The 25,674-nt window shown below is 70.0% G+C and carries 17 protein-coding genes; 5 read left to right on the top strand and 12 right to left on the bottom strand.

Going from position 1 to position 25,674, the window contains the following annotated elements:
- A partial coding sequence (locus ABTU92_RS25470) for a methyl-accepting chemotaxis protein (RefSeq protein WP_408094408.1) occupies window positions 1-857 on the bottom strand: 857 nt, incomplete at its 3' end.
- Window positions 835-1,356, bottom strand: a complete 522-nt coding sequence (locus ABTU92_RS25465; protein ID WP_408094407.1) for a PAS domain-containing protein — start codon at window positions 1,354-1,356, stop codon at window positions 835-837. The genes ABTU92_RS25465 and ABTU92_RS25470, both read right to left, overlap by 23 nt.
- 289 nt (window positions 1,357-1,645) lie before the next feature.
- On the opposite strand from ABTU92_RS25465, the gene ABTU92_RS25460 reads away from it, so the two are divergent.
- The 5 genes from ABTU92_RS25460 (at window position 1,646) to ABTU92_RS25440 (ending at window position 5,545) form a co-directional block, all read left to right on the top strand.
- Entirely contained in the window at window positions 1,646-1,996 is a 351-nt protein-coding gene (locus ABTU92_RS25460; RefSeq protein ID WP_408094406.1) for a PilZ domain-containing protein, read from the top strand.
- A gap of 130 nt (window positions 1,997-2,126) precedes the next feature.
- Entirely contained in the window at window positions 2,127-2,495 is a 369-nt protein-coding gene (locus ABTU92_RS25455; RefSeq protein ID WP_408094405.1) for a PilZ domain-containing protein, read from the top strand.
- Between the two features lie 181 nt (window positions 2,496-2,676).
- Window positions 2,677-3,837 carry a ferrochelatase gene (hemH, locus tag ABTU92_RS25450; protein ID WP_408094404.1) on the top strand — a complete coding sequence of 387 codons (1,161 nt, stop codon included), beginning with the start codon at window positions 2,677-2,679 and terminating at the stop codon, window positions 3,835-3,837.
- Between the two features lie 247 nt (window positions 3,838-4,084).
- On the top strand, window positions 4,085-5,086 hold the full coding sequence (locus ABTU92_RS25445; protein ID WP_408094403.1) for an SPFH domain-containing protein: 1,002 nt from the start codon (window positions 4,085-4,087) through the stop codon (window positions 5,084-5,086).
- Between the two features lie 3 nt (window positions 5,087-5,089).
- Entirely contained in the window at window positions 5,090-5,545 is a 456-nt protein-coding gene (locus ABTU92_RS25440) for an NfeD family protein (RefSeq protein WP_408094402.1), read from the top strand.
- A 52-nt stretch (window positions 5,546-5,597) separates the two neighbouring features.
- On the opposite strand, the gene ABTU92_RS25435 is transcribed toward ABTU92_RS25440, so the two are convergent.
- The 10 genes from ABTU92_RS25435 to ABTU92_RS25390 all read right to left on the bottom strand — a co-directional run.
- Window positions 5,598-7,553, bottom strand: a complete 1,956-nt coding sequence (locus ABTU92_RS25435) for a methyl-accepting chemotaxis protein (protein ID WP_408094401.1) — start codon at window positions 7,551-7,553, stop codon at window positions 5,598-5,600.
- Window positions 7,554-7,769: 216 nt separating this feature from the next.
- A complete protein-coding gene (locus tag ABTU92_RS25430) occupies window positions 7,770-9,443 on the bottom strand; it encodes a methyl-accepting chemotaxis protein (protein ID WP_408094400.1) in 1,674 nt (557 codons plus the stop codon).
- A 338-nt stretch (window positions 9,444-9,781) separates the two neighbouring features.
- Window positions 9,782-11,458 (bottom strand): methyl-accepting chemotaxis protein, encoded by a 1,677-nt coding sequence (locus ABTU92_RS25425; RefSeq protein WP_408094399.1) that lies wholly within the window; start codon window positions 11,456-11,458, stop codon window positions 9,782-9,784.
- A 376-nt stretch (window positions 11,459-11,834) separates the two neighbouring features.
- Complete coding sequence (locus ABTU92_RS25420) at window positions 11,835-13,862, bottom strand: methyl-accepting chemotaxis protein (protein WP_408094398.1); 2,028 nt, start codon at window positions 13,860-13,862, stop codon at window positions 11,835-11,837.
- Between the two features lie 431 nt (window positions 13,863-14,293).
- Window positions 14,294-16,018, bottom strand: coding sequence for a methyl-accepting chemotaxis protein (locus tag ABTU92_RS25415; protein WP_408094397.1), 1,725 nt, complete (start codon window positions 16,016-16,018; stop codon window positions 14,294-14,296).
- Window positions 16,019-16,368: 350 nt separating this feature from the next.
- Entirely contained in the window at window positions 16,369-18,060 is a 1,692-nt protein-coding gene (locus ABTU92_RS25410; protein WP_408094396.1) for a methyl-accepting chemotaxis protein, read from the bottom strand.
- Between the two features lie 364 nt (window positions 18,061-18,424).
- Complete coding sequence (locus ABTU92_RS25405) at window positions 18,425-20,113, bottom strand: methyl-accepting chemotaxis protein (protein ID WP_408094395.1); 1,689 nt, start codon at window positions 20,111-20,113, stop codon at window positions 18,425-18,427.
- A 244-nt stretch (window positions 20,114-20,357) separates the two neighbouring features.
- Window positions 20,358-22,523: a methyl-accepting chemotaxis protein gene (locus ABTU92_RS25400; RefSeq protein ID WP_408094394.1), complete on the bottom strand. Its 2,166-nt coding sequence runs from the start codon at window positions 22,521-22,523 to the stop codon at window positions 20,358-20,360.
- A gap of 289 nt (window positions 22,524-22,812) precedes the next feature.
- Window positions 22,813-24,822, bottom strand: a complete 2,010-nt coding sequence (locus ABTU92_RS25395) for a methyl-accepting chemotaxis protein (RefSeq protein WP_408094393.1) — start codon at window positions 24,820-24,822, stop codon at window positions 22,813-22,815.
- Between the two features lie 170 nt (window positions 24,823-24,992).
- A partial coding sequence (locus ABTU92_RS25390) for a 16S rRNA (uracil(1498)-N(3))-methyltransferase (protein ID WP_408094392.1) occupies window positions 24,993-25,674 on the bottom strand: 682 nt, incomplete at its 5' end.

Here is a 25,674-nt window from a genome sequence, read left to right as displayed (position 1 = left end):
GTGGCGTTGAGGGCGAGGAGGTTGGTCTGCGCCGCGATCGCGGTGATCAGCTCGACCACCTCGTCGATGCGGGCCGTCGCGGTCGACAGGCTGGCGATGGTGTCGCTCGCCTGCGCGACCTTGGTCACCGCCGCGCGGGCGATCGCAGCGGAGCGGTCGACGTCCCGACCGATCTCCTCGGCCGAGGCGGCGAGCTCGGTGGTCGCCGCCGCGACCGTCTCCATGTTGGTCGAAGCATCCTGCGAGGAGCGCTCCACCGCCTCGGCGCGGGTGCGCGTCTCGGTGGCGCCCTGGCCGAGCACGCCGGCGGTCTGCTCCATGTTGCCGACCGCGCCCGACATCGCGTCGACGACCCGCCCGATCGCCTCCTCGAACTGCGCCGTGTCGGCGTTGAAGGCGGCGACCCGGCAGCGAATCACCTCCATCGCCTCGTTGATCGTCTCGGCGGCGAGCTTGACGCTGCCGTGCAGCCCCTTCGGCAGGATGCGGCGGTGATACTTGTCGTCGCGGATCGCCGCCATGGCGGCCGTCGACTCGCGCACGAAGGCGTCGCAGCGGTCGGTCGCGTCGTTGAAGGCGTGCTGCAGCCGCCCGATAGCGCCGCGGTCGCGGATGCCGAGGATGCGGGCCTCGAAGTCGCCGCGGGCGACCCGCTCGGCGACGGCCGCGGCGTCGCGGCAGGCGCGCCCCAGGACGGCGAGCCGCCAGGCGACCACGGCGAGTGCCAGCGCCGCGACGGCGAGGCCGCCGACCAGCACGCCGGGCGCGGCGAAGCCGAGTCCCGCGCCGGCGAGCGCGAGCCCGAGCGCGGCGGCGGCGACGCCGGCCGTCGCCTCAGAGAGCAAAGACGAGTTCATCGTAGGGCATGCCTTGAGCGTCGACGAAATCGAGGAGCCGGCGGTAGCCGGCGGCGAGCGCATCCTTGCCGTTGGCGTGCCGGGCCTCCTCGCGCAGCACCTCGGCATAGAGGGGCGCGACGGCCTCGACGGCACTGCGTTCGGGAACCCGCCGGTTGGAGTGATAGCCGACGATCTTCCGGTTCTCGTCGAAGGACGGCGTGACATGGGCGAACACCCAGTAGTGGTCGCCACTCCTCGCCATGTTCTTCACGTAGGCGAAGACCTCGCGGCCATCCTGGATGGTGTCCCACAGGAGCTTGAACACGGCCCGCGGCATGTCGGGATGACGGATGATGCTGTGGGGCTGGCCCATCAGCTCCGCCGCGCCATAGCCGCAGATGTCGCAGAACACCTTGTTGGCGTAGGTGATCCGGCCCTTGAGGTCGGTCTTCGAGACGATCAGATCATCGGGACTGAAAAAGACTTCTCGATGGGTCGGACTGATCCGAACCGACATTGGCGCATTCCCATTCCGACTTAACCCGTCAGCCTTACTTGACGGTACGGTGGTAAACATTCGCCTACGCGCCGCGTCACAAATATGCGGCACGGCATGCACATCCTGCATGCAGCTCCGACCGGCCGGCTCGGCCTCGTCCGGTTCGATTAACCCTCTGTTCACCATCGCGTTGCCGCCACCACCCTCCGGCGTATGCTCGATCCCCGGATGCACGCGGGCGATGTGTCCGACAGCGTCGACACGTCGACCGCGGACCATGCCGAAGGGTGACACTGGGGGACATGCGATGCAGGACCGCCGCCGCGAGCAGCGATGGCCGACCTATCTGCGCGGCCGCATCAGCTTCGCGAACCGATTTTCAGCCGTCGATTGCCTGGTCCGGAACACCTCGCCACGCGGCGCGCGCCTCGCCGTGCACAACAGCGCCGTGGTGCCCGACGAGTTCGATCTCGCCATCCCGCGCAAGGGGACCGAGGTGCGGGTCCGCGCCCGGTGGCGGAGCTTCGAGATCATCGGCGTCGAGGTGGTGACGGCGCCGGCCGCCGACGCCCCGATCCCGATCGGGCTCGCACGGCGCATCCGCGAGCTCGAAGCCGCCAACGACAGCCTGCGGCGCCGGCTCGAGCAGGACGACTGACGATCCGTGCCGCGATGCCCGATGCTCGCCGGCCGCCGTTAAGGTTGAGGCGAGGCTCGGCTTGCCGTGCCGGACGGTCCCCCACACACTCGTCTCCCGCGCCGACCTCGGCGCCGAGGAGGCAGCCTCGATGACGACGGACCGTCGCAAGGCCCCGCGCACGCCGTCCTATCTCGGCGGCCAGCTCGTCTACTCCGGTCAGCGGCTGAGCGCCGAATGCATCGTGCGCGATCGGTCGGACACCGGGGCGCTCCTGTTCGTCGACTCCGCCGGCCGCCTGCCGGACAGCTTCGACCTCACCATTACCAAGACCCGGACCCGGTTCCGGGCGCGTACCCGCTGGCGTCGCGCCGACGCCATCGGGGTCGAGCTCACCGCGCCGATCGCCCCGCCGGCCGCCGCGGCCCCTCCGGCCGATCCGTTCGAGCACGACCGCATTCGCCGTCTCAAGGCGGAGAACGAGCGCCTCAAGCGCCGTCTGCGCCAGCTCGAGGAGTGACGGCGCCCGCCTCGCCGCGGCCGGCGGCACGGCCACCCGACGGCGCGGAGAACGGGCCGGCAAGCGTCGATCGACGAACTGGTTACCCCCGCCACGAATCGTCGCAGCCGGTCGGCCCGGGGGGTCTTTCTGTGCGGCACCGGTCCTGCTATCGCTCTGATCGGGAGATCGATCCGAGACGATGAACGAGAGCATCCGCACCCCCGCCTCTCACGAGACCACGACGCTGGCGCCGGACGCGGCCTACGGGACCGCGCGCAACGGCGACACGCGTGCGGGCGACCGCCCGGCCGGCGGCGTCGTGCCGTCGGAGTCGCACCGGCCGGCCGGCCACCCGCCGGTGAAGAACGGCCGAATCGGCGTCCTGATCGTCAACCTCGGCACGCCGGATGGCACCGACGCCGAATCGGTAAAAAAGTACCTGAAGGAGTTCCTCTCGGACCGCCGGGTGATCGAGGAGACCGGGCTGATCTGGAAGCTCGTCCTCAACGGCATCATCCTGCGCACCCGACCGGCCCAGAAGGGCCGCGACTACGAGAAGATCTGGAACACCGAGAAGAACGAATCGCCGCTCAAGACCATCACGCGGTCGCAGAGCGACCTGCTCGCGGCGGCGCTGGCGCCGGTCGACGGCCGGCTCCTGGTCGACTGGGCGATGCGTTACGGCAACCCGTCGATCGAGTCGCGCCTCGCGGCGCTCCAAGCGGAGGGCTGCGACCGCATCCTGGTGGTGCCGCTCTATCCGCAATACGCCGCAGCAACCACCGCGACGGTGTGCGACGAGACGTTCCGCGCGCTCATGCGGATGCGCTGGCAGCCGACGCTGCGGGTCGCCCATCCCTGGTACGACGACCCGGTCTATATCGACGCGCTGGCCCGCTCGATCGAGGCGGAGCTGGCCAAGCTCTCCTTCGTTCCGGACGTCCTGATCGCCTCCTTCCACGGCATCCCGAAGGAGTATTTCGACAAGGGCGATCCCTACTACTGCCACTGCGCCAAGACGCATCGGCTGCTGCGCGCGCGGCTCGGCATGGACGAGGACCGCTTCCGCCTCACCTTCCAGTCGCGCTTCGGCCGCGCCGAATGGCTGCAGCCCTACACCGACATGACCGTCAAGGCGCTGGCCGAGAGCGGCGTGAAGAACCTCGCGGTCGTGACACCCGGCTTCACCTCGGACTGCCTGGAGACGCTGGAGGAGATCGCCGGTGAGAACGCCGAGATCTTCCACCACGGCGGCGGCGAGAACTTCGCCGCCCTCCCGTGCCTGAACGACAGCCCCGCCGGCATGGACGTCATCCGCAACGTGGTGCTGCGCGAGCTGAAGGGCTGGGTGGACGGCTGACGGCCGCCGTCCTTCACGCTCCGTTCACGGCGACCGTGACGTTTCCCGTCGTGGTGCCCGCCGGCGCGAACCCGCCCGTCACATCGGTCCCCTAAAGGTCGGAAGCCGGCCGTCGTGCCGGCGTCGCGGTCGCGGCCGGTCGGCCGCCGGCGTGCGGCATCCTTGCGGTGTCCTTGCGGTATCATGGCGACCCCGCCACACTCCGCGCCGGATTCGCGACGGGAGCACTCGAACGGGAGTACGTTGGATGATTCTCGGCGGCCTCGACATCTTCATCATTCTTCTCGTCCTTCTCGCCATCCTCACCGTCTTCCTCGGCGTCAAGACGGTGCCGCAGGGCTTCAACTGGACGGTCGAGCGGTTCGGCCGCTACACCCGCCTGCTCCCGCCCGGGCTCAACCTCATCGTCCCGTTCGTCGATCGGATCGGCCGCCGGATCAACGTCATGGAGCAGGTGCTCGACGTCCCCCAGCAGGACGTGATCACCAAGGACAACGCCACCGTCACGGTCGACGGCGTCGCCTTCTTCCAGGTGTTCGACGCCGTCAAGGCGAGCTACGAGGTGGCGCAGCTCGACCAGGCGATCGTCAAGCTGACCATGACCAACATCCGCTCGGTCATGGGCTCGATGGATCTCGACCAGGTCCTCTCCCACCGCGACGAGATCAACACCCGGCTGCTGCGCGTCGTCGACGCCGCCGTGTCGCCCTGGGGCATCAAGGTCACCCGCATCGAGATCAAGGACATCTTCCCGCCCGCCGACCTGGTCAACGCGATGGGGCGACAGATGAAGGCGGAGCGCGAGAAGCGCGCCGAGATCCTCTCCGCCGAAGGCCAGCGGCAGTCCGAGATCCTGCGGGCCGAGGGCGCCAAGCAGTCGCAGATTCTCGAGGCCGAGGGCCGCCGCGAGGCGGCGTTCCGCGACGCCGAGGCGCGCGAGCGGCTCGCCCAGGCCGAGGCCAAGGCGACCGAGATGGTGAGCGTCGCGGTCGAGCAGGGCAATGTCGCGGCGCTGAACTACTTCATCGCCGAGAAGTACCTGAAGGCCTTCGCCGAGCTCGCCCGCTCGCCGAACCAGAAGGTGCTGATGCTGCCGATCGAGGCGACCAACGTGCTCGGCTCGCTCGCCGGCATCGCCGAGATCGCCAAGTCCACGTTCGAGGAGAAGGCGCAGGGCGCGTCGCGCGCCGCCGGCCGGCCGGCCCCGACCGGCCCGGCCGTGCCGCCTCCTCCGCCACCCGTGAGGTGAGTCATGTCCGTCCTGTCGTCGCTCGCTGCCTCGCTCGGTCCGTGGGGCTGGCTCGCGGCCGCCGCCGTGCTGCTGATCGCCGAGATCGTTGTGCCGGGCGTCTTTCTCCTGTGGCTCGGCATCGCCGCCCTGATCGTCGGCCTCGTCTCGTTCGTGATCGATTGGGGCTGGCAGCTGCAGTGGCTCGCCTTCGCGCTGATCTCGCTCGCCGCGATCCCGCTGTGGCGCAAGCTCGCCCGTGCCGGCGAGACGACGGACCGGCCGTTCCTCAACAAGCGCCTGGAGGCGATGGTCGGTCGCGTGTTCACGCTGGAGCGGCCGATCGTCGGCGGCTCCGGCACCATCGCGGTCGACGACACGGTGTGGCGGGTCATTGGCGACGACGCACCGGCCGGCACCCGCATCCGCATCGCCCGGGTGGACGGCGCCACCATCCACGTCGAGCGGGCGGAGGCGTGACGCTCCGCCCGGACCGCCCCGCGGGGCGGCGCGCGCTCAGGCGGCCCGCGGCTTACGCCGCCCGCACCGTGTCGAGGAACTTGGCCACCTCGCTGCGGAGCTGATTGCTCTCGATCGCGAGCTGGCCGGCCGCGTTGAGGACCTCGCCCGAGGCCGCCCCGGTCTCCTCGGCGCCGCGGCTCACCGCCACGATGGTGCGGGCGACCTCCGACGTTCCGGACGCCGCCTGCTGGATGTTGCGCGAGATCTCCGCCGTGGCGGCGCCCTGCTGCTCGACGGCCGCGGCGACCGCCGACGCCACCTCGGCGATCTGGCCGATGGTCCCCGAAATCTCCTTGATGGCGGTGACGGAGTCCTGGGTCGCCGCCTGCATGGCCGCGATCTGGGCCGAGATCTCGCCGGTCGCCTTGGCGGTCTGGCCGGCCAAAGCCTTCACCTCCGAGGCGAGGACGTTGAGGGCGAGCAGATTGGTCTGCTCGGCGACGTCGGTGATCAGCCGCACCACATCGCCGATGCGCTGCGCCGCGATCGAGAGCTGGCCGACCAGGACGTCGGTCTTGGCGGCCTGGGTCACGGCCGCCTCGGCGATGCGGCCCGAGACCTGCACCTGCCGGCTGATCTCGCCGATCGACGAGGTCATCTCGTCGGTCGCGGCCGCCACGGCCTGGACATTGATCGAGGCCTCCTCGGAGGCGGCGCTGACGGTCGCCGACATGTGCTGGGTCTGGTCGGCCGTGCGGGTGAGCGTGGTAGCGGTCGCCTCCAGCTCGGTCGCCGCCGACGAGACGGTCGCGATGATGCCGCCGACCGCCGTCTCGAACTGATCGGCGATCCGATGCACGGCGGCGCGCTGCTCGCGTGCCGCGCTCTCGGCCGCGGCCCGCTGCTCGCTTTCCATACGGCCGATCCGCAGCAGGTTGTCCTTGAAGGTCTGCGCCGCGCGGGCATTGTCGCCGACCTCGTCGTGCCGCTCCGTGTAGGGCACGTCGACGTCGGTGTGGCCCTGCGCGAGCTCGATCAGCACCGCGGTGACGCGGCGGATCGGCCGCGCGATCCCGCGTCCGATCAGGAAGGCGAGCAGGCCGCCGATCACGATCGCCGCGGCCACCAGGACCTGCTGCACCGTGACGGTGGTCGACACGGTCGCGTCGGACGCCGCGCGGGCGGCCTGGAACTCGCGCTCGAGCGAATGCTGCGCATCGCGCAACGCCTGCTGGATCGCGTCGATGCCCGGGACCAGAACGTCGTTGAACAGCTCGTCGCTCTTGGTGAAGGTCGAGGCGAGGTGCTCGAAGCTCGCCGCGAACACGGCCAGCGTCGCGTTGACCGGGCCGAGCACCGCCAGCACGTCGGCGGGGAGGTCGGTCTGCTCCATGACGGCGAGCGCCTCGTAGGCGTTCTGGATCGCCGTCCGGAACCGCTGGCCCGCCTTGGCGTCGCGGGTCGCGATGAACTGCCAGATCTCCAGACGGACGGTCTGGATGCTCTTCTCCAGCTCGGCGAGGGCGAGGGCGGCGTCCGGGTTGGCGCCGGCCGCGGCGCTCGTCCGCGCGAGCGCCTTCATCAGATCGATTCCGCCGGCATCGAGCTTGGCCCGTTCCTCCGCGAGGCTGCGCCCGAACCCGATCAGCGCCTCCCGCTGCTTCTGGAACTCGTCGAGCGACAGCGCCGCGTTCTCGTAGATCTCGCGCCGCTCGCGCGAACCGGAGGCCGCCGCCACGGACTGGATCATGCCGCGGATGCGGCTCGACGCCTCGGCGCCTTCGCGCACCGCCTCCTCGGCCCCGTCGAGCTTGAAGCGCAGCGCCGCACGGCGCATCACCTCGAGATCGTTGGTGATCTGCAAGGCGCGTGCATTTCCGTCGGCGAGCGTGCTCATGGTGTCGACGCGGGACTCGATCGACAGGAGGCCGACGGCTCCGAACGCTGCGATGCCGACGGCGAACAGAAGCGCCACGCCGAATCCCGAGTAGATTCGCGTCGCCAGCTTCAGCCGAAAGTGCCGCATGATAACGCCCTCCGGGTTACATCCCTTGGTAGCGCTAGTCGGATTAATGAATTTGTAAAAAGGGCCTTTTCTCGCGATCCGGCCTACTTCGTAGCCAAAAGGAATCGGTCGCGCCCGGGCTGCAGCCCGGGCGCCGGCATCATCGCACCTCGATCGCTGTCGCCGCGGCCCCATGCGTCGTCACGCACCGGCGGCGGGTCGGGCCGCCCGCTGTTCTCACGCGGCCCGCACCGTGTCGAGGAACTTGGCCACCTCGCTGCGGAGCTGGTTGCTCTCGATCGCGAGCTGTCCGGCGGCGTTGAGCACCTCGCCCGACGCCGCCCCGGTCTCCTCGGCGCCGCGGCTGACCTCGACGATGTTCTGCGCCACCCGGCTGGTGCCCGAGGCCGCCTGCTGGATGTTGCGCGAGATCTCCGCCGTCGCGGCGCCCTGCTCCTCCACGGCGGCAGCGATGGCGGAGGCCACCTCGGCGATCTGCCCGATGGTGCCGGAGATCTCCTTGATGGCCGCGACCGAGTCCTGGGTGGCGCTCTGCATCGCCGAGATCTGCGCCGAGATCTCTCCGGTCGCCTTCGCAGTCTGTCCCGCCAGCGCCTTGACCTCCTGGGCGACGACGGCAAATCCCTTGCCGGCCTCGCCGGCACGGGCCGCCTCGATGGTCGCGTTGAGCGCCAGCAGGTTGGTCTGCTCGGCGATGTCGGTGATCAGCTTGACGACATCGCCGATGCGGCTCGCCGCCTGCGACAGCTCGCCGACGCGGGCGTCGGTCTTGGCCGCCTGGCTCACCGCGTCGTCGGCGATCCGGCTCGAGGTCTGCACCTGTCGCGAGATCTCGCCGATCGACGAGGTCATCTCGTTGGTGGCCGCCGCCACGGCCTGGACGTTGCTCGACGCCTCCTCGGAGGCGGCGCTGACGGTCGCGGACTTCTGCTGAGTCTGGTCGGCCGTGCGGGTGAGCGTGGTGGCGGTCGCCTCCAGCTCGGTCGCGGCCGACGAGACCATGGCGATGATGCCGCCGACCGCCTGCTCGAACTGGTCGGCGAGCCGCACCATGTCGGCCTTGCGCTGCACGGCGGCGCGGCCCTCGGCCTCCTTCTGCTCGGCCTCGAGGCGGACCCGCTCGATCGCGTTGGACTTGAACACCGCGACGGCATCGGCCATGGCGCCGACCTCGTCACGCCGACCGACGCCGGGGATCTCGGCATCGAGACGTCCCGCCGCGAGCTCCTTCATGGCCGACGTCATCGCCTTCACGGGCCGCACGAGACCGCGCGCCATGAGGATCGAGACGACGAGCGTGATCAGCATCACGAGCCCGGCGATCATCAGCGACTTGCGAGTCGCGGCCCAGGCCTGCTCGTCGAGATCGTCGATGTAGACGCCGGTCGCCACGGCCCAGCCCCACGGCTTGAAGCCGGCCACATAGGTCAGCTTGGGTTGCGGCGCCGTGACGCCGGGCTTCACCTGGTCGTAGCGCACATAGCCGTTGCCGTCCCGGGCGACCGCCTCGGCGAACGCCTTGTAGAACCGGAAGCCGTTGGCGTCCTTGAAGTCGGACATGTCCTTTCCGGCCATCTCGGGCCGCAGCGGGTTCATGACCAGGCGGACCTTGTCGTCGAGAATGAAGAAGTAGTCGCCGTTGCCGTAGCGCAGCACGCCGATCCGCGCCTGAGCGCGCTTCTGCGCATCGGCCGTCGAGATCCGGCCGGCCTGCGCCTCGGCATGCTCCTCCTTGAGAATCCCGATCGCCAGATCGACCAGGTGCCGCAACTCGAGCTTGCGCTGCTCTTGCAGGCCCGCGGCCAGCTCCCGTGAGTCGAACAGAGTGATTCCGATCAAGCCGAGAAATCCCAGGCCGATCACCGCATAGATGCGGGCCCCGATCGTCATTCTGATCTTCGCAAGCACAGCACGGCCTCCACGGCCCGGGCCACGCCGTCTCGCAACGCGGCGCAGCCATATCGTTCATCGCGGCGAGCCGGTCCGGCGTCCCCGAACCAGGCGGATCGACGCGGATGCGAGCGGCGGGCGAGTTGCATTTCCAGAGTCCGATTTAGTCGAAGAACGTAAACAAATCACAGAACGCTCGTGCTTCGGAATGCCAGCCCGGCGATGACGTGGCGCCGAAACGGTGACGGCCCGCCGAAGGGCGGGCCGTCCGACGGATCGGGTTCGGAGCGCGCCCCGACGCGAAACGCGACGCCCGCGGCTCGCGCGGCTCGCGCGGCTCAGGCGGCCCGCACCGTGTCGAGGAACTTCGCAACCTCGCTGCGGAGCTGGTTGCTCTCGATGGCGAGCTGGCCGGCGGCGTTGAGCACCTCGCCCGAGGCCGCGCCGGTCTCTTCCGCACCACGGCTCACCGCGACGATGTTCTGGGCGACCTCGCCGGTGCCTGCCGCCGCCTGCTGGATGTTGCGCGAGATCTCCGCGGTCGCAGCGCCCTGCTCCTCCACGGCCGCCGCGATGGCCGAGGCCACCTCGGCGATCTGGCCGATGGTGCCGGAGATCTCCTTGATGGCCGCGACCGAATCCTGGGTCGCCGCCTGCATGGCGGAAATCTGCGACGAGATCTCGCCGGTCGCCTTGGCGGTCTGCCCGGCCAGCGCCTTGACCTCGTTGGCGACGACCGCGAACCCCTTGCCGGCCTCACCGGCGCGCGCCGCCTCGATGGTGGCGTTCAACGCCAGCAGATTGGTCTGTTCGGCGATGTCGGTGATCAGCTTCACCACGTCGCCGATCCGGTTCGCCGCGACCGACAATTCGCCGACCCGCGCGTCGGTCTTGGCGGCCTGGCTCACCGCGGCGTCGGCGATGCGGCTCGAGGTCTGCACCTGACGCGAGATCTCGCCGATCGACGAGGTCATCTCGTTGGTGGCCGCCGCCACGGCCTGGACGTTGGTCGACGCCTCCTCCGACGCCGCGCTGACCGTCGCCGACATCTGCTGGGTCTGGTCGGCCGTGCGGGTGAGCGTGGTGGCGGTCGCCTCCAGCTCGGTCGCCGCCGACGAGACCATGGCGATGATGCCGCCGACCGCCTGCTCGAACTGATCGGCGAGCCGCACCATGTCGGTCTTGCGGGCCGCGGTGGCGCGCGCCTCTGCCGCGTGCTGCTCGGCCTCGAGCCGCTGGCGCTCGACCGCGTTGCTCTTGAACACCGCCACCGCCTCGGCCATGGCGCCGACCTCGTCCTTGCGGCCGACGCCCGGGATGGCGGCATCCAGCTTGCCGGCCGCGAGGTCACCCATCGCAGCCGTCATCGCCTTGACGGGCCGCACCAGGCCGCGGGCGAGATACCACGCACTGGCGATGAGCAGCACCAGCAGGCCGGCCGCCCATATCAGCGCCGTCGCGGCGGCGGCGTAGAACACCTGGTCGAGGTCGTCGACATACACGCCGGTGCCGACCATCCAGCCCCACGGCTCGACGCCGGCCGCGTAGGCGAGCTTGGCCGCCGGCTCGGTCTTGCCGGGCCGCGGGAACATGTAGCGGACGAAGTCGCCGCCGCGTTTCCCCGCGCCGAGCAGCTCGCGGACGTAGAAGACGCCGTTCGGATCCTTCAGCTCGGTGAGATTCTTGCCTTCCAGCTCGGGCCGCGGGCCGAGGACGAGATTCACGCCGTCGGGGCGATAGGCGAAGATGTAGTCGTTCTGACCGAACCGGATGGCCCGCATCGCCGCCTTGGCGCGCTCCTGCGCGTCGGCATCGCTGATCTGCCCCTTGGCGGCGGCTGCCGCGAACCCGCGCGCCATCGAGACGGCGGACTCGACCTGCGACTTGACCGAGGCCATGCGCTCCTGCTCGAGGGCGGACCGCAGAGCGACGAGCTGGACCGCGATGACGGCGAGGCAGGCGACGACCGCGAGGACGACCAGAAGGCCCAGGCGGCGCGTGATGGTGAATGACATCTTCAGAATCCTTCGGCGATCGCGCGAGCAAGGTGCGGCGGCCGTTAGGCTACCTCTCGACTCACCGATCGCGACCGGCTCCGCGGGCACGGGCCGAGCGTGATAGCGGTACCTTGTTCTGGCGGATATGATTTAAGATGTTCTGAATTTTCGACAGGTGCAGCCCCGAAACAGCGATGTCCTGCGGCGTGTATTCTCGGCAGGAACGGAGTTTTCCGAAGTCCGAAACGGCGCGGGATAAGCAATCCTGAACGGCTAAGCCGAAGCGGCGCGTCGCACGACGAACGTAAACCGCCACCGGAGCGGGCTCCGGTGGCGGCCATGGGGTCGACCCGCGGCGCCGACGGTGGCGCCGCGCGCGAGAACTCGCCGCAGATCAGGCGGCCCGCACGGTCCGCAGGAACTTGCCCACCTCGTCGCGCAGATGCTGGCTCTCGCGGGCGAGCGCCCGCGCCGAGGCGAGCACCTGGCTCGAGGCGGCGCCGGTCTCGCCGGCCCCGCGGTTGACCTCGGTGATCGTGGAGGCGACCTCGGCCGTGCCCTGCGACGCCTGCTGGATGTTGCGGGCGATCTCGCCTGTCGCCGCGCCCTGCTCCTCCACGGCGGCCGCGATGGCGGATGCGATCTCGGCGATCTGGCCGATGGTGCCGCCGATCTCCTTGATGGCGACGACCGAGTCCTGCGTCGCCGACTGCATCTCCGCGATCTGGGTCGAGATGTCGCCGGTCGCCTTTGCGGTTTGCGCGGCCAGCGCCTTGACCTCCTGGGCGACCACCGCGAAGCCCTTGCCGGCTTCTCCGGCGCGAGCCGCTTCGATCGTCGCATTCAAGGCCAACAAGTTGGTCTGCTCGGCGATCGCCGTGATCAGCTTGACGACGTCGCCGATGCGGGCAGCCGCCTGCGAGAGCTGATTGACCCGCGCGTCGGTCCGGGCCGCCTGGTTGACGGCCTCGCCGGCGATGCGGCTCGACGTCTGCACCTGACGCGAGATCTCGCCGATCGACGAGGTCATCTCGTTGGTCGCCGCCGCCACGGCCTGGACGTTGGTCGAGGCCTCCTCGGAGGCGGCGCTGACCGCGCCGGCCTTCTCCTGCGTGGTGTCGGCCGCGCGGGTGAGCGCCGTGGCGACCGACTCGAGCTGCGACGAGGACGACGACACCGTCTCGACGACACCGCCGACCACCGCCTCGAACTCGGCCGCGACCTTCTCCATCAGAGCCTTGCGCTCCTCCGCCGCGGAGGCTGCCTTGCGCTCCGCCTCGGCCTCCTGGGCGCGGACGAAGTTGGTCCGGAATCCGTCGATGGCGCGCGCCATGGCGCCCACCTCGTCGGTGCGATCGGTGTGCGGGATGGCGATGGTGAAGTTTCCGTCGCGCATGCTGTCGATCACGGCGACGAGCTGGCCGAGCAGATCGCGCACGATCCGCATCACGACCCGGCCGAGCACCGCCACGGCGACCAGCACGACGACCACGAGCGTCAGATAGGCGATCATGCTGCGCCACGCCGACGCGAGCATCGCTTCGCCTTCCGCCGCGACGCTGTCGATGGTCTGGCCGACGATCTTGCCGAACAGCGCCGTCATCTGGTTGCCGAGCTCGCCCCAGCGCCGGATCTGCTCGGCCGAGGCCGGCTCGCCCGTCGGTTTCACGGCCCTGTCGCGCAGAGCCTGGATCTCGCGCCCGTTCGCGGCGTCGAAGGCGTTGAACAGAGCCACGGCCTCGGCCGGCGCATAGTCGGCGAACAGCTTGCCGAACGGCCCGTAGAGCGACACGCCGCGGCTCAGGAGCAGCCACGACTCGGGCGGGAGCTTGCCCTGCTGCAGAGACTGGAGCCCGGCGCCGCGCTGAATGAGAACGCTGTCGGCGAACTGCAGCGTCACGTAGAGCGTGACGATGCGGCGCGACAGCTCCGGATCGCTGACCAGCGCCGACGCGTTGCCGACGAGATCGATCGATTGGCCGACGATCGGCGCGCCGACGATCGTCGGCATGGCCACGTTGGTCACCGCCTTGGCGTCGATCTGCTTCCACAGATCCTGATACTTGCGCATCTTCTCGTCGAGCTCGCGGACGTGCCGCGCGATCGTCGCGTGCTTCATCGCCTCCGGCGTGACCGCGGCCTGGAAGGCGGCATACTGGCTCTCGGCGGCGCGACGCAGCTCGTCGACCCGGGCGCGATCACCGGTGCCGGCGATCAGCTCGCGTTCGGCCGCCGCCTGCCGCGGCAGCAGCGCGGCATTGCGGCTCGCCGCCACGGCCAGCCGCAGCACCTCGGAGGCACGCGACAGCTCGGCGTAGCGCGACCAGCTCTCCCACGCCAGCTGGCCGCCGAACACGGCGACACCGACGACGGGGAGAAGGGTCAGCAGGAACAGGAGACGGAAGAGGGGCAATCGGCGCATGTCGGACTCCGCCGCCGGCCGATGCGACCGGCTGTGTCAATAGATCGTCGTCGCAGAGACATCCGGGGAATTCGGGGTGGACGGGGGTTCGACACCACGGCAGGTGCGGATGACATAGTCGGAATGGTGGACTCGAGTGTTTAAATTCTTATTTATCGAGATGATCACGAGACCTGCACAAAAGCAGAGCTGCCGCACCGCGATTGCATGAACATTACGTCGACAACCGGACGTACTCGACGATGATTCAACTGATCAGATGATCGTCTCTCGATTAGCCTGTTCCGGCTATTCGACACCGCTCGGTCGCGACGCGGGATGCCCGGAGGACCGCCGGGCATCACGAGCAGCCGCCGCCTTGCGCGGCGAGCGCCGCCGAGCGGCGCTCGCGGTCACGTCCTCTCAGGCCGAATCACGACGGCGAAGAACGATCAGGCCGCGCGGACCGTCTGCAGGAACCGGGTCACTTCCAGCTTCAGCCGGTTGCTCTCGGACGACAGGGACCGGGCCGAGGCCAGCACCTGGGACGAGGCCGAGCCGGTCTCGCTGGCGCCGTGGCTCACGTCCCCGATGCTGCGCGCAACCTCGGCGGTGCCTTGCGACGCCTGCTGGACGTTGCGGGCGATCTCGCCGGTCGCCGCGCCCTGCTCCTCGATGGCGGCGGCGATCGAGGCGGCGATCTCTGAGATGCGGCCGATCGTGCTGCCGATCTCCTTGATGGCGACGACGGAGTCCTGGGTCGCCGCCTGCATGGCGGAGATCTGCTGCGAGATCTCTCCCGTCGCCTTGCCGGTCTGGCCGGCCAGCGCCTTCACCTCGTTGGCCACCACGGCGAAGCCCTTGCCGGCGTCGCCGGCGCGCGCCGCCTCGATGGTGGCGTTGAGAGCGAGAAGATTGGTCTGCTCGGCGATGGTCGTGATCAGCTTGACGACGTCGCCGATGCGTCCCGCCGCCTGCGACAGCTCGCCGATGCGGCTGTCGGTCTTCTCGGCCTGGCGAACCGCGTCCGCGGCGATGCGGGTCGACTCCTGAACCTGGCGGCTGATCTCGCCGACCGAGGCGGTCATCTCGTCGGTCGCCGAGGCGACGCTCTGGACGTTGGCCGACGCCTGCTCGGAGGCGGACGCGACCGAGGCCGACAGCGCCTGGGTCGTCTCGGCCGTGCGCGTCAGCGTCGAGGCCGCCGCCTCGAGCTCGGTCGAGGCCGACGAGACGGTGTCGACGATGTCGCCGACCGCGGATTCGAAGCCATCGGCCAGACGGTGCATCGCGGCCTTGCGCTCGGCCGCGGCACGGGCGTCGGCCGCGGCCTTCTCATCGGCCTCGCGGGCCGCCTTCTCGATCGCCTTGATCTTGAAGCCTTCGACGGCGGAGGCCATGGCTCCCACCTCGTCCTTGCGGCCGAGGCCGGGCAGCGCGACGTCGAATTGGCCCTCGCTCAGCTGCTTCATGGCGCCGCCGAGCGCGCCGAGCGGCCGGGTGATCGAGCGGGTGATCCAGGCGGCGCCGCCCAGCACCAGCACGACAATGACGCCGCCGACGATCGCAATGGCGAGACGCGCGTCCTGATAGCTCCGCTCCGCCTCGGCGGCGACCTGCTCGGCGACCTGCTGGTGACGCTGGAGCAGCTCGAAGGCGAGCTTCTTGGCCTCGTTGAACAGCGGCAGCACCTTGACCGTGACGTCGACACCGAGCTGCCCATACTGCTCGGTCTTGTCGGCGTCGGCGAGGCCGACCGCCGGCGCGAGCCCTTGGCTGATCAGCTGGGCGATCGCCTGCCGGGTCCGGTCGGCGAGGTCCGGAAACAGCTTGCCGCCGGGAGAGGCGAGATAGCTGCGCACGACGTCGTCGAGCTCGGCCATCGCCTTGCGGGCGCCGTCGGTGTGCAGCGACACCGGATGATTGTGATATTTCGCGGCGGGCAGCGACGGATTGTGCAGCGAGGCGGCGAGCAGCTGGCGATTGGCGTCCTGGATCAGCTCGTTGATCCGCGCCATCTCGGCGATCGGCTGCTGCGCCTCGGCCTTGGTGCGCAGAAGCATGTCGTTGACGAGCGCGGTCGAGCGGATGCCGACGACGCCGACGAGGACGAGGGCGAGCACGCTGATCACTGCGAGCGCGATCAGCCTCGTACCGATGCGGAAGCGGGAAAGCATGACAAATGTCCTGCATGGAGGCTGCCGGAAGGGGCGCCTCGGTAAGGCTCGTCTCGGACGAGGACAGCCGGCTCGGGCAAATGGTGAACAACCGACAGACAAGAGAATGCTGCCGAGTTGTTAAAGTTTTGTGGGACGAATTCCCGATAGGTGATACTTCTGACGATTAGCCGGGCAGCTAATCTGATCAGAACAACCTGTTCCGCGGCGACCGCCGTCCGTCCTCGACATCGAAATGCGTGCGGTTCGATCCGGCGTCCAGGGCGTCGCGCACCGGGACGACACCGACCGGCGCGGGGCTCGTCGCCGCGCGCCAGTCGGATCGCGATGCCGCGGACCGGTGCCGCCCGTCAGGCGGCCCGCACCGTGTTCAGGAAGGTCGTCACCTCGGCGCGAAGCTGAGTGCTCTCGATCGCGAGCTGACCGGCGGCGTTCAGAACCTCGCTGGAGGCCGCGCCGGTCTCCTCCGCCCCGCGGCTCACCTCGACGATGTTCTGGGCGACCTCTCCGGTGCCGGCCGCGGCCTGCTGGATGTTGCGCGAGATCTCCGCCGTCGCGGCCCCCTGCTCCTCCACGGCCGCCGCGATGGCGGATGCGACCTCGGCGATCTGGCCGATGGTGCCGGAGATCTCCTTGATGGCCGCGACCGAGTCCTGGGTCGCCGCCTGCATGGCCGAGATCTGGGCCGAGATCTCGCCGGTGGCCTTGGCGGTCTGGCCCGCCAGCGCCTTGACCTCCTGGGCGACCACGGCGAAGCCCTTGCCGGCTTCGCCGGCCCGCGCCGCCTCGATGGTCGCGTTCAGCGCCAAGAGATTGGTCTGCTCGGCGATGTCGGTGATCAGCTTCACCACGTCGCCGATCCGGTTCGCCGCGACCGACAGCTCGTTGACCCGCGCGTCGGTTTTCGCGGCCTGGCTCACCGCGTCGTCGGCGATGCGGCTCGAGGTTTGCACCTGACGCGAGATCTCGCCGATCGACGAGGTCATCTCGTTGGTCGCCGCCGCCACGGCCTGGACATTGGTCGAAGCCTCCTCGGACGCCGCGCTGACCGTCGCCGACATCTTCTGCGTCGTATCGGCGGTGCGCGTCAGCGTGGTCGCGGTCGCCTCCAGCTCGGTCGCGGCCGAGGAGACGGCCGAGATGATGCCGCCGACCGCCTGCTCGAAGTGGTCCGCGAGCCGCACCATGTCGGCCTTGCGCTGCGCGGCGGCGCGCGCCTCCACCTCCTTCTGCTCGGCCTCCATGGCCTGCACCCGGACCATGTTGTCCTTGAACACCTGCATGGCGTCGGCCATGCCGCCGATCTCGTCCGTGCGGCCGACACCCTCGATGGTGACGGAAAGGTCGCGGTCGGCGAGTCGCTTCATCGCCGCCGTCATGCGGGTGATCGGACCCGACACGCCATGGATGATCACGAATCCGCACCCGACGCAGAGCAGCGTCGCGGCGACGATGGCCGAGATGATCATGGTGCGCGACGACGCGAACACGGCGGCGCCGCGGTTCGCCTCCTCGCGGCCCTCGCGGACCGTCAGGGCGAGCGTGTCGGCGAGCACCTTGCGCATCCGCACCGAGTTCTCGCGCATCGGCCCGATATAGAGCGCCTTGGCGGCGTCGAAGTCGTTCTTGCGCGACAGCGCCTGGTGCTCGCGGCTCTTGTCCCGATACGAGGCCCATTCCGTCTTGAACGCCTCGACCAACGCCTTCTCCTGCGGCGTCGTCGCCAGCACCTCGTAGGCCCGCCACGACTCGTCGATGCCCTTCAGCGCGGTCGCCATCGTCGCCTCCTGGCGATCCATAGCGGCGTCCGACGTCTCCAGCATGTGAGTCGCCTGATTGACCCGGTACTGCTCGATCGACTTCGCGACCGTCGCCAGATGGGCGGTCGAGGGCAACCAGTTGTCGCGGATCTCGGCGGCGGCCGCGTTGACGGTGGCGATGCGGTCGATTGCGAACAGGCCGAGGCCGGCCGTCACCAGCGCGACGGCCGCGAAGGCGACGATGATCTTGGCGCGAATCGACAGAGAGAGCAGATTTTTCATGAGGGAGGTATCCGGCGAGGTGTCTCCGCCGATTGAGCGCCCTCACACATTTCGAAACTTTTAAGTGAATCCAGATCGTTCCGCGGGCTCGACTGAATTTCAGGGCTGCCATGTCGGATCGACGACCCGAACGGTGATGCGGATAACCTGATCAGTTCATGCTAAGGGAATTGCCATAATCTATTCGGATTATACTATATCGCTCGAGTTGTACGCGCTGCGGCGACGGCCATCGCCACGCGAAGCGGTCGCTCTCCTCGCCCGCTCGTTCGGGAGGCGCCGCCAGGTCCGCTCTGCGCGCGGCGCACCCGGCACGGAGCGCGCCGGGTCGCCCAACCTGCACGGGGCCGTCCTTCGCGCCGCCTCACGCCGCCCTGACGGTGGCGAGGAAGTTTCCGACCTCGCTGCGCAGATGGCTGCTCTCGCGGGCGAGCTGACCGGCGGCGCTCAGCACCTCGTCGGAGGCCGAGCCGGTCTCCTCGGCGCCGCGGCTCACTTCCGTGATGGTCTGCGCCACTTGGCTGGTGCCGGCCGCCGCCTGCTGGATGTTGCGCGAGATCTCCGCCGTCGCCGCGCCTTGCTCCTCGACCGCGGCCGCGATGGCGGAGGCGACCTCGGCGATCTGGGCGATGGTGCCGGAGATCTCCTTGATGGCCGCGACCGAGTCCTGGGTCGCCGCCTGCATGGCGGAAATCTGCGCCGAAATGTCGCCGGTGGCCTTGGCGGTCTGACCGGCGAGCGCCTTCACCTCGGAGGCGACCACGGCGAATCCCTTGCCGGCCTCGCCGGCGCGGGCGGCCTCGATCGTGGCGTTGAGGGCGAGGAGATTGGTCTGCTCGGCGACGTCGGTGATCAGCTTCACCACGTCGCCGATGCGTTGCGCGGCGAGCGACAGCTCGCCGACGCGCGCGTCGGTCTTGGCGGCCTGGGTGACCGCGGCGGCGGCGATGCGGCTCGACGCCTGCACTTGGCGGCCGATCTCGACGATCGAGGCGCTCATCTGGTTGGCCGCGGCGGCCACCGCCTGCACGTTGGTCGACGCCTCCTCGGAGGCGGCGCTCACGGTGGCGGACATCGCCTGCGTCGTGTCGGCGGTGCGCGTCAGCGTCGTCGCGGTCGCCTCCAGCTCGGTCGCGGCCGAGGAGACGGTCGTGATGATCCCTCCGACCGCCTGCTCGAACTGATCGGCGAGCCGCACCATGCCGGCCTTCTGCTGGGCCGCGGCGCGCGCCTCCGCCTTCTTCTGCTCGGCCTCCAGCCGTCGCCGCTCGATCGCGTTCGTCTTGAAGACGGCCACCGACTCGGCCATCGCGCCGATCTCGTCGTGGCGGCCGAGGCCCGGAACGGCGACGTCGAGGTCGCCGCGCGCGAGATCGCCCATCGCGGCGCCGATCTGCTTCAGCGGCCGCGTGATGCTGCGCGCCAACAGAAACGCGATCACGAGCGTGATCACGATGATGGTCGCGGCGATGGCGAAGGAGGTCCGGGCCGCGGCCCAGGTCTGGGCGGCGAGGTCGTCGACATAGACGCCGGTGCCGATCACCCAGGCCCACGGCGCGAAGCCTGCCACGTAGGAGAGCTTGGGCTGCGGCGTGTCGGCGCCCGGCTTCGGCCACTGGTACGCATGGAAGCCGGCGCCGTCGCGGCGCACGATCTCGACGAAGCGGATGAACAGCGGGTTGCCGCTCGGGTCCTTGAAGTCGGCGAGCGGCTTGCCGTCGAGCCGCGACTGCGTCGGATGCATCACCATCCGCGGCTCCATATCGTTGATCCAAAAGTAGTCGCCGTTGCCGTAGCGCAGCGCGGCGAGGCGCGCCTTGGCGCGCGCCTGTGCCTCCTCGGCGCCGATGCGCCCGGCGACCGCCGCGGCGTGCTCCTCCTTGACGATCCCCATCGCCAGCTCGGTGAGGTGCTTCAGCTCCGACTTGCGCTGCTCCGTGAGGCTCGAGCCGAGCTCGCGCGAGTCGAGCAGCGCCAGGCCGACCAGGCCGAGCACGGCGAGCGCGATGAGCACCACGATCTTGCGGCCGATGGTCAAACGAAAGCGCGGCATTGTCTTCTGGTCCTCGCAAACGACAGGCGGGAGGGATGCTGGGCGGCAGCGATCTCGAACCGTCCGGCTGACCTCGCCAGAAAGGCGTAGTTTCCGAGGATCACGCGAAACTATTAAGATTGTCTGCGCGCTTTGCGAGCGCGAGTCACGTCGCGCACGCGAGGCGTTAGCTCGGACGAATTAGTCCCGGCGCATCTTCTGCCACGCGCGGAGCGGGCCCGGACCGCGGGCCGGCCATCGTGCGTCAGGCCGCGCGACCGCGCGAGGCGACGCCCGCCGCGCCCCGCCGGTCGGCGCGACGCTCCGGCCCCTTGTAGCTCGGATCGTCCTTCTCGCGCCGATCGAGCGGGCCGGTGCGCACGTTCATCAGGAAGCTGCGCACCTCGTCCTTCAGCTTGCTGCCCTCGGCGGCCAGCATGCCGGCGGAGCTGCGCACCTGCTCGGAGGCGGCCTCGGTGGCGCCGGCGCCGCGGCTCACCTCGGCGATGGTGCGGGCGACCTCGGACGTGCCGGCCGAGGCTTGCTGGATGTTGCGGGCGACCTCGCCGGTCGCCGCGCCCTGCTCCTCCACGGCGGCCGCGATCGCCGAGGCGATCTCCGAGATGCGGCCGATGGTGCCGCCGATCTCCTTGATGGCGACGACCGAGTCGTGCGTGGCCGCCTGCATGCCGGCGATCTGGGCGCCGATCTCGCCCGTCGCCTTGCCGGTCTGCGCCGCCAAGGCCTTCACCTCCTGAGCGACGACCGCGAAGCCTTTTCCCGCCTCGCCGGCCCGGGCCGCCTCGATGGTCGCGTTGAGGGCGAGCAGATTGGTCTGCTCGGCGATCGCCGTGATCAGCTTGACGACGTCGCCGATGCGGCCGGCGGCCTGCGACAGCTCGCCGATGCGGGCGTCGGTCTTCTCGGCCTGCCGCACCGCCTCCGACGCGATGCGGGTCGACTCCTGCACCTGCCGGCTGATCTCGTTGACCGACGACGTCATCTCGGTGGTCGCCGAGGCGACGTTTTCGACATTCGCCGAGGCCTCCTCGGAGGCGGCCGCCACCACGGTCGAGAGCTTCTGGGTGGTCTCCGCCGTCCGGGTGAGGCTGCCGGAGGCGGCCTCGAGCTCGGTCGCGGCCGACGACACGCTCTCGACGATCTCGCCGATCGCCGCCTCGAACGTGTCGGCGATCCGGTGCACGGCCGCCTGCCGCTCCTTGGCGGCGCGCTCGTCGGCGGCGCGCTGCTCGGCCTCCATGGCGGCGATGCGCACGAGATTGTCCTTGAAGGTCTGGGCGGCACGCGCATTGGCGCCGACCTCGTCGCGCCGCGCGACATAGGGGATGTCGACCGACCGATCGCCGCCCGCGATGGCGACCAGCACCTCGCCGATCTTGACGATCGGGCCGGCGATGCTGCGGCCGATCAGCCAGGCGAGCACGATGCCGGCGACCAGCGCGACGACGCTGCCGATCGTGACGGCCTGCGCGGCTCCGGCGAGCCGCTCCTCGGTCGCCGTCAGGATCGCGGTCTGCTCGGTGACGGCGCTGTCGCGGATCTGGGCGGCGGATCGCGCGACGTCCTCGGCCTTGATCGCCATCTCGGCGACGATGCGGTCGATCTCGCCGATCGCCCCGACGAAGGTGCGGAAGCCGGCGATGTAGCCGTCGAGATTCGTGCGCAGATCGGCGACCAGCTTGCGGCTATCGGGATCGTCGGCGAGGCCCGCGACCACGCCGATGGCCGCCTGCAGGTCCCGGAAGTTCGCCTCGGTCGCCTTGTCGGCCCCCGCCTCCAGCTTGCCGAACGTCTTGGCGACGTTCAGCCGGCTCGTCAGCAGGGTGCGGAGCACGACCGCGACGCGCGCCTCGGCCATGTCCTCACGGCCCTGTGCCCAGCGCTGAAGGGCGTCGACATTGGCCGTGATCTTGGCGCCGAGTGGCGCCAGCGTGACGGACGAGATGGTCTTCTGCTCGCGTCGTAGGGGCGCGATCGCGTCGATGCCCTTGCCGTAGGCGGCGAGGTCGTCGGCGATCCGCTTCAGCACGGCGACGCGCTCGGGGGCCTTCACCTCGGCGAGGGCGCGGTCGAGGGTCGCTTGCACGCGGGCCCGGCGTTCCTGCACCGTCTCCAGCCGCTTGTCGCTCGGGTCGGCGATGTACTCGCCGAACACCCGGCGCAGGCCGACGAACGCGCGGTCGATGTCGCGGGCGAGGCCGGCGACGGTGTTGCGCTGGACATAGACGGCGAGGCTGTCGTCGACCGTGGCGAAGCCGTTGCGCGCCTGCAGGGCGATCGCCGCGACGAAAACCAGCACGAGCGCAAACCCGATCGAGATCTTCGTGGCGATGCGGCGGTCGGTGTAGATCGACCCGAATCCACGCGACGAGGTCGGCGGTGACGCGACCGATGGCGAAGCGTCCGGCATGATGTGTCCCCCGGTTCCGGGCCGGAACTCGGGGTGACGTCGACCGCTCCGGCCGCGTCCCGCGGCCAGGATGCCCACCCCGCACTGTGCCCGTCTGATTTCGGACACCATTACAGGGCGGGACAACTAATCGTAGGTTAAGAACCGCATGCTCTACCTTGATACGCGCCACTACGCATCGCCGGTTGTTACTAGGGCACAGGCTCCGGATAATCACAACCTATAGTAAGATACCAAGGTCGGGTGTCGCAGGACGATCGAGGGCTGCGCGATCGTCGACGACACGCCGTCAGGCCGCCCGGACCGTGGAGACGAAGCGGGCCACCTCGGCCTTCAGGCGGTTGCTCTCGCCGGCGAGCGACTGCGCCGCCGACAGCACCTGGGCCGAGGCCGAGCCGGTCTCGCCGGCGCCCACCTCGACATTGCCGATGTTGCGCGCCACCTCCTCGGTGCCGCGCGCCGCCTGCTGGACGTTGCGCGCGATTTCTGAGGTCGCGGCGCCCTGCTCCTCGATGGCGGCGGCGATCGACGAGGCGATCTCGGCGATGCGGCCGATGGTGCCGCCGATCTCCTTGATGGCCGTCACCGACTCGCTGGTCGCCGCCTGCATGCCGGTAATCTGGCTGGCGATGTCGCCGGTCGCCTTGGCGGTCTGGGCGGCCAGCGCCTTGACCTCCTGGGCGACGACCGCGAACCCCTTGCCGGCTTCTCCCGCGCGAGCGGCTTCGATCGTCGCATTCAAGGCCAACAGGTTGGTCTGCTCGGCGATCGCCGTGATCAGCTTGACCACGTCGCCGATCCGCTGCGCCGCCTGCGACAGCTCGAGGATGCGGCTGTCGGTCTTCTCGGCCTGGCGGACCGCCTCGGCGGCGATGCGGCTCGACTCCTGCACCTGACGGCTGATCTCGTGCACCGAGGCGGTCATCTGGTCGGTCGCCGAGGCGACGCTCTGGACGTTCGCCGACGCCTGGCCCGAGGCCGCCGCGACCGCGGTCGACAGCGACTGCGTCGTCTCGGCCGTGCGGGTGAGCGTGCCGGCGGCCGCCTCGAGCTCGGTCGAGGCCGTCGACACCGTCTCGACGATCCCGCCGACGGCGCCCTCGAAATCGCCGGCGAGCTTCTGCATCAGCGCCTTGCGCTCGGCCGCGCCGCGCGCCTCGGCGGCGTGCCGCTCGGTCTCGGCCTGCTCGATGCGGATCAGGTTCTCCTTGAAGGCCTGGGCGGCGCGGGCGTTGTCGCCGACCTCGTCGCGGCGGTCGACATAGGGAATCTCGACCGACTTGTCGCCGCCGGCGATCTGCATCAGGACCGCCGTGATGCGGCGGATCGGGCTGGCAATGCCGCGGCCGATCAGCCACGCCATCAGGGCGCCGAGCACCAGCGCGGCCGCCGCCAGGATCTGCTGAACCGTCACGGTGCCGGCGATGGTCGTCTCGGAGAGCTGGCGCGACGCCGTGAAGTCGGCCTGCAGGCTCGCTTCGGCGTCCGCCGTCTTGGCCTGCAGCCGCTCGATCGCCGGCACCATCTCGCCGGCGAACAGCGCATCGCCGCGCTCCAGCGCCGAGGCGAGCAGGGCGAAGCCGGACGCATAACCGGAGAGCGCGTCGCGCACCGGCGACAGCGCCATCAGCACGTCGAGCGGCAGGTCCGACTGCTGCATCAGGTCGAGCGCCTCCTCGGCCTTGGCCACCGCGGCCTTGAACACGGCCGGCCCGTTGGCGTCGCGGGTGGCGAGGAAGCGCCAGTTGGCGACCCGCACGGCCTGGATGTGCTTGTCGAGATCCGACAGAGCGACGGCGAGCGGCAGGCTGTCGCTGCCGCGCGCCGCGTCGATCATCTTGGTGACGGCAGCGGCGAGCGCGTCGCCGCCGGCGAACAGCTTCTTGCGCTCGCCGGCGATCTCCTGGCCGAGCCCTTGCAGCTTCTGGCGCAGCGTCTCGTAACCGGCAACGCCGGTCTTGATCTCGCCGTAGAGGGTACGGCGCTCCGCCGACGTGGTCGCCGCGGACGCCTCGTCTAGCAAGGTCACGACGCGCTTCGCGGTCGCGGCGCCGTCGGCCAGCGCCGCCTGCGACCCGTCCATCTTGTACTGCAGCGCGCTGCGCCGCATCGCCTCCAGATCCTTGCTGATTTGCAGGCTGCGGATGGTGTTCTCGGAGAGCGCGCTCATCCGCTCGACCGACGAGCCGATCGTCGCGAGGCCGTAGCTGCCGAACACGGCGAGGCCGACCGCGAAGACGAGCGGCACGGCGAAGCCGGAATAGATGCGGGCGGACAGGCGAAACGTCGGGAGTGACATGACCGGTTCCAGCGAGGGTTAACCCGGCCCGGGTCTTAGGCTCGTCGCCTTAATGCGAGGTGAAGTTCGGGCGAGGCCATGTCGCAAAAAGAGAGCTGATTTACTTCGATTTCCCGTCGCGCGATGGCAGGGCGGGGTGCGAGCACCGCGGGCGCTCCGCACCCCGCGAGTCAGCCGGCCGACGGGCCGACCCCGGCACCCCAGTCGCCCAGCACGGCCTGGACGAGCGCGAGCGCCGCCACGGCCGCCGTGTCGGCGCGCAGGATGCGCGGTCCCAGCGCGATCCGGACCACGCCGGGCCGGTCGATCAGCAAGGCGCGCTCGTTGTCGGAGAAGCCGCCCTCCGGACCGATCAGCACGGCGAGCGGCCGCGCCCCCCCAGTCGCGCCCGGGGCGGTCCCGGCCGGGGCGGGCGAACGGATGGCGGCGAGCGCCGCAACCGGGTCGACGACCGGGGCGTCCTCGTCGCAGAAGACGAGGAGCCGCTCCGGCGCGAGCCCCGCCAGCGCCTTGTCGAACGCCACCGGCTCGGCGACGTCCGGCAGCGCCAGCACGCCGCACTGCTCGGCCGCCTCGATCACGTTCGCCCGCATGCGCTCGGTGTTCACCCGCTCGGCCTGGGTGTGGCGCGTCACCACCGGGACGAGCCGCGAGGCGCCCATCTCGACCGCCTTCTGCACCAGATAGTCGAGCCGGGCGCGCTTGAGCGGAGCGAACAGGTAGTGGAGATCCGCGGCCGGGGTCTGCGGTCGCGTCGTCGCGACGACGGCGAGCGCCATCGACCGGCGGCCCGCCTCGGCGAGCTCGGCCCGCCACTCGCCGTCGCGGCCGTTGAACACCAGCACCGGGTCG

The sequence above is a fragment of the Rhodoplanes sp. SY1 genome (genome assembly GCF_046000175.1).
In the GTDB taxonomy this organism is placed as follows: domain Bacteria; phylum Pseudomonadota; class Alphaproteobacteria; order Rhizobiales; family Xanthobacteraceae; genus Rhodoplanes.
The sequence above is the reverse complement of the archived record's forward strand: the minus strand, read 5'-3'. Positions and strand labels throughout refer to the sequence as shown.

Excerpts from the sequence above, each read along its gene's own strand:
- ABTU92_RS25430 (WP_408094400.1), bottom strand. The coding sequence starts at position 9,443 with ATGACGATCGGGGCCCGCATCTATGCGGTGATCGGCCTGGGATTTCTC.
- ABTU92_RS25400 (WP_408094394.1), bottom strand. The coding sequence starts at position 22,523 with ATGCCGGACGCTTCGCCATCGGTCGCGTCACCGCCGACCTCGTCGCGT.
- ABTU92_RS25455 (WP_408094405.1), top strand. The coding sequence starts at position 2,127 with ATGACGACGGACCGTCGCAAGGCCCCGCGCACGCCGTCCTATCTCGGC.
- ABTU92_RS25425 (WP_408094399.1), bottom strand. The coding sequence starts at position 11,458 with ATGTCATTCACCATCACGCGCCGCCTGGGCCTTCTGGTCGTCCTCGCG.
- ABTU92_RS25465 (WP_408094407.1), bottom strand. The coding sequence starts at position 1,356 with ATGTCGGTTCGGATCAGTCCGACCCATCGAGAAGTCTTTTTCAGTCCC.
- ABTU92_RS25420 (WP_408094398.1), bottom strand. The coding sequence starts at position 13,862 with ATGCGCCGATTGCCCCTCTTCCGTCTCCTGTTCCTGCTGACCCTTCTC.
- ABTU92_RS25415 (WP_408094397.1), bottom strand. The coding sequence starts at position 16,018 with ATGCTTTCCCGCTTCCGCATCGGTACGAGGCTGATCGCGCTCGCAGTG.
- hemH (WP_408094404.1), top strand. The coding sequence starts at position 2,677 with ATGAACGAGAGCATCCGCACCCCCGCCTCTCACGAGACCACGACGCTG.
- ABTU92_RS25460 (WP_408094406.1), top strand. The coding sequence starts at position 1,646 with ATGCAGGACCGCCGCCGCGAGCAGCGATGGCCGACCTATCTGCGCGGC.
- ABTU92_RS25405 (WP_408094395.1), bottom strand. The coding sequence starts at position 20,113 with ATGCCGCGCTTTCGTTTGACCATCGGCCGCAAGATCGTGGTGCTCATC.
- ABTU92_RS25410 (WP_408094396.1), bottom strand. The coding sequence starts at position 18,060 with ATGAAAAATCTGCTCTCTCTGTCGATTCGCGCCAAGATCATCGTCGCC.
- ABTU92_RS25435 (WP_408094401.1), bottom strand. The coding sequence starts at position 7,553 with ATGCGGCACTTTCGGCTGAAGCTGGCGACGCGAATCTACTCGGGATTC.
- ABTU92_RS25440 (WP_408094402.1), top strand. The coding sequence starts at position 5,090 with ATGTCCGTCCTGTCGTCGCTCGCTGCCTCGCTCGGTCCGTGGGGCTGG.
- ABTU92_RS25395 (WP_408094393.1), bottom strand. The coding sequence starts at position 24,822 with ATGTCACTCCCGACGTTTCGCCTGTCCGCCCGCATCTATTCCGGCTTC.
- ABTU92_RS25445 (WP_408094403.1), top strand. The coding sequence starts at position 4,085 with ATGATTCTCGGCGGCCTCGACATCTTCATCATTCTTCTCGTCCTTCTC.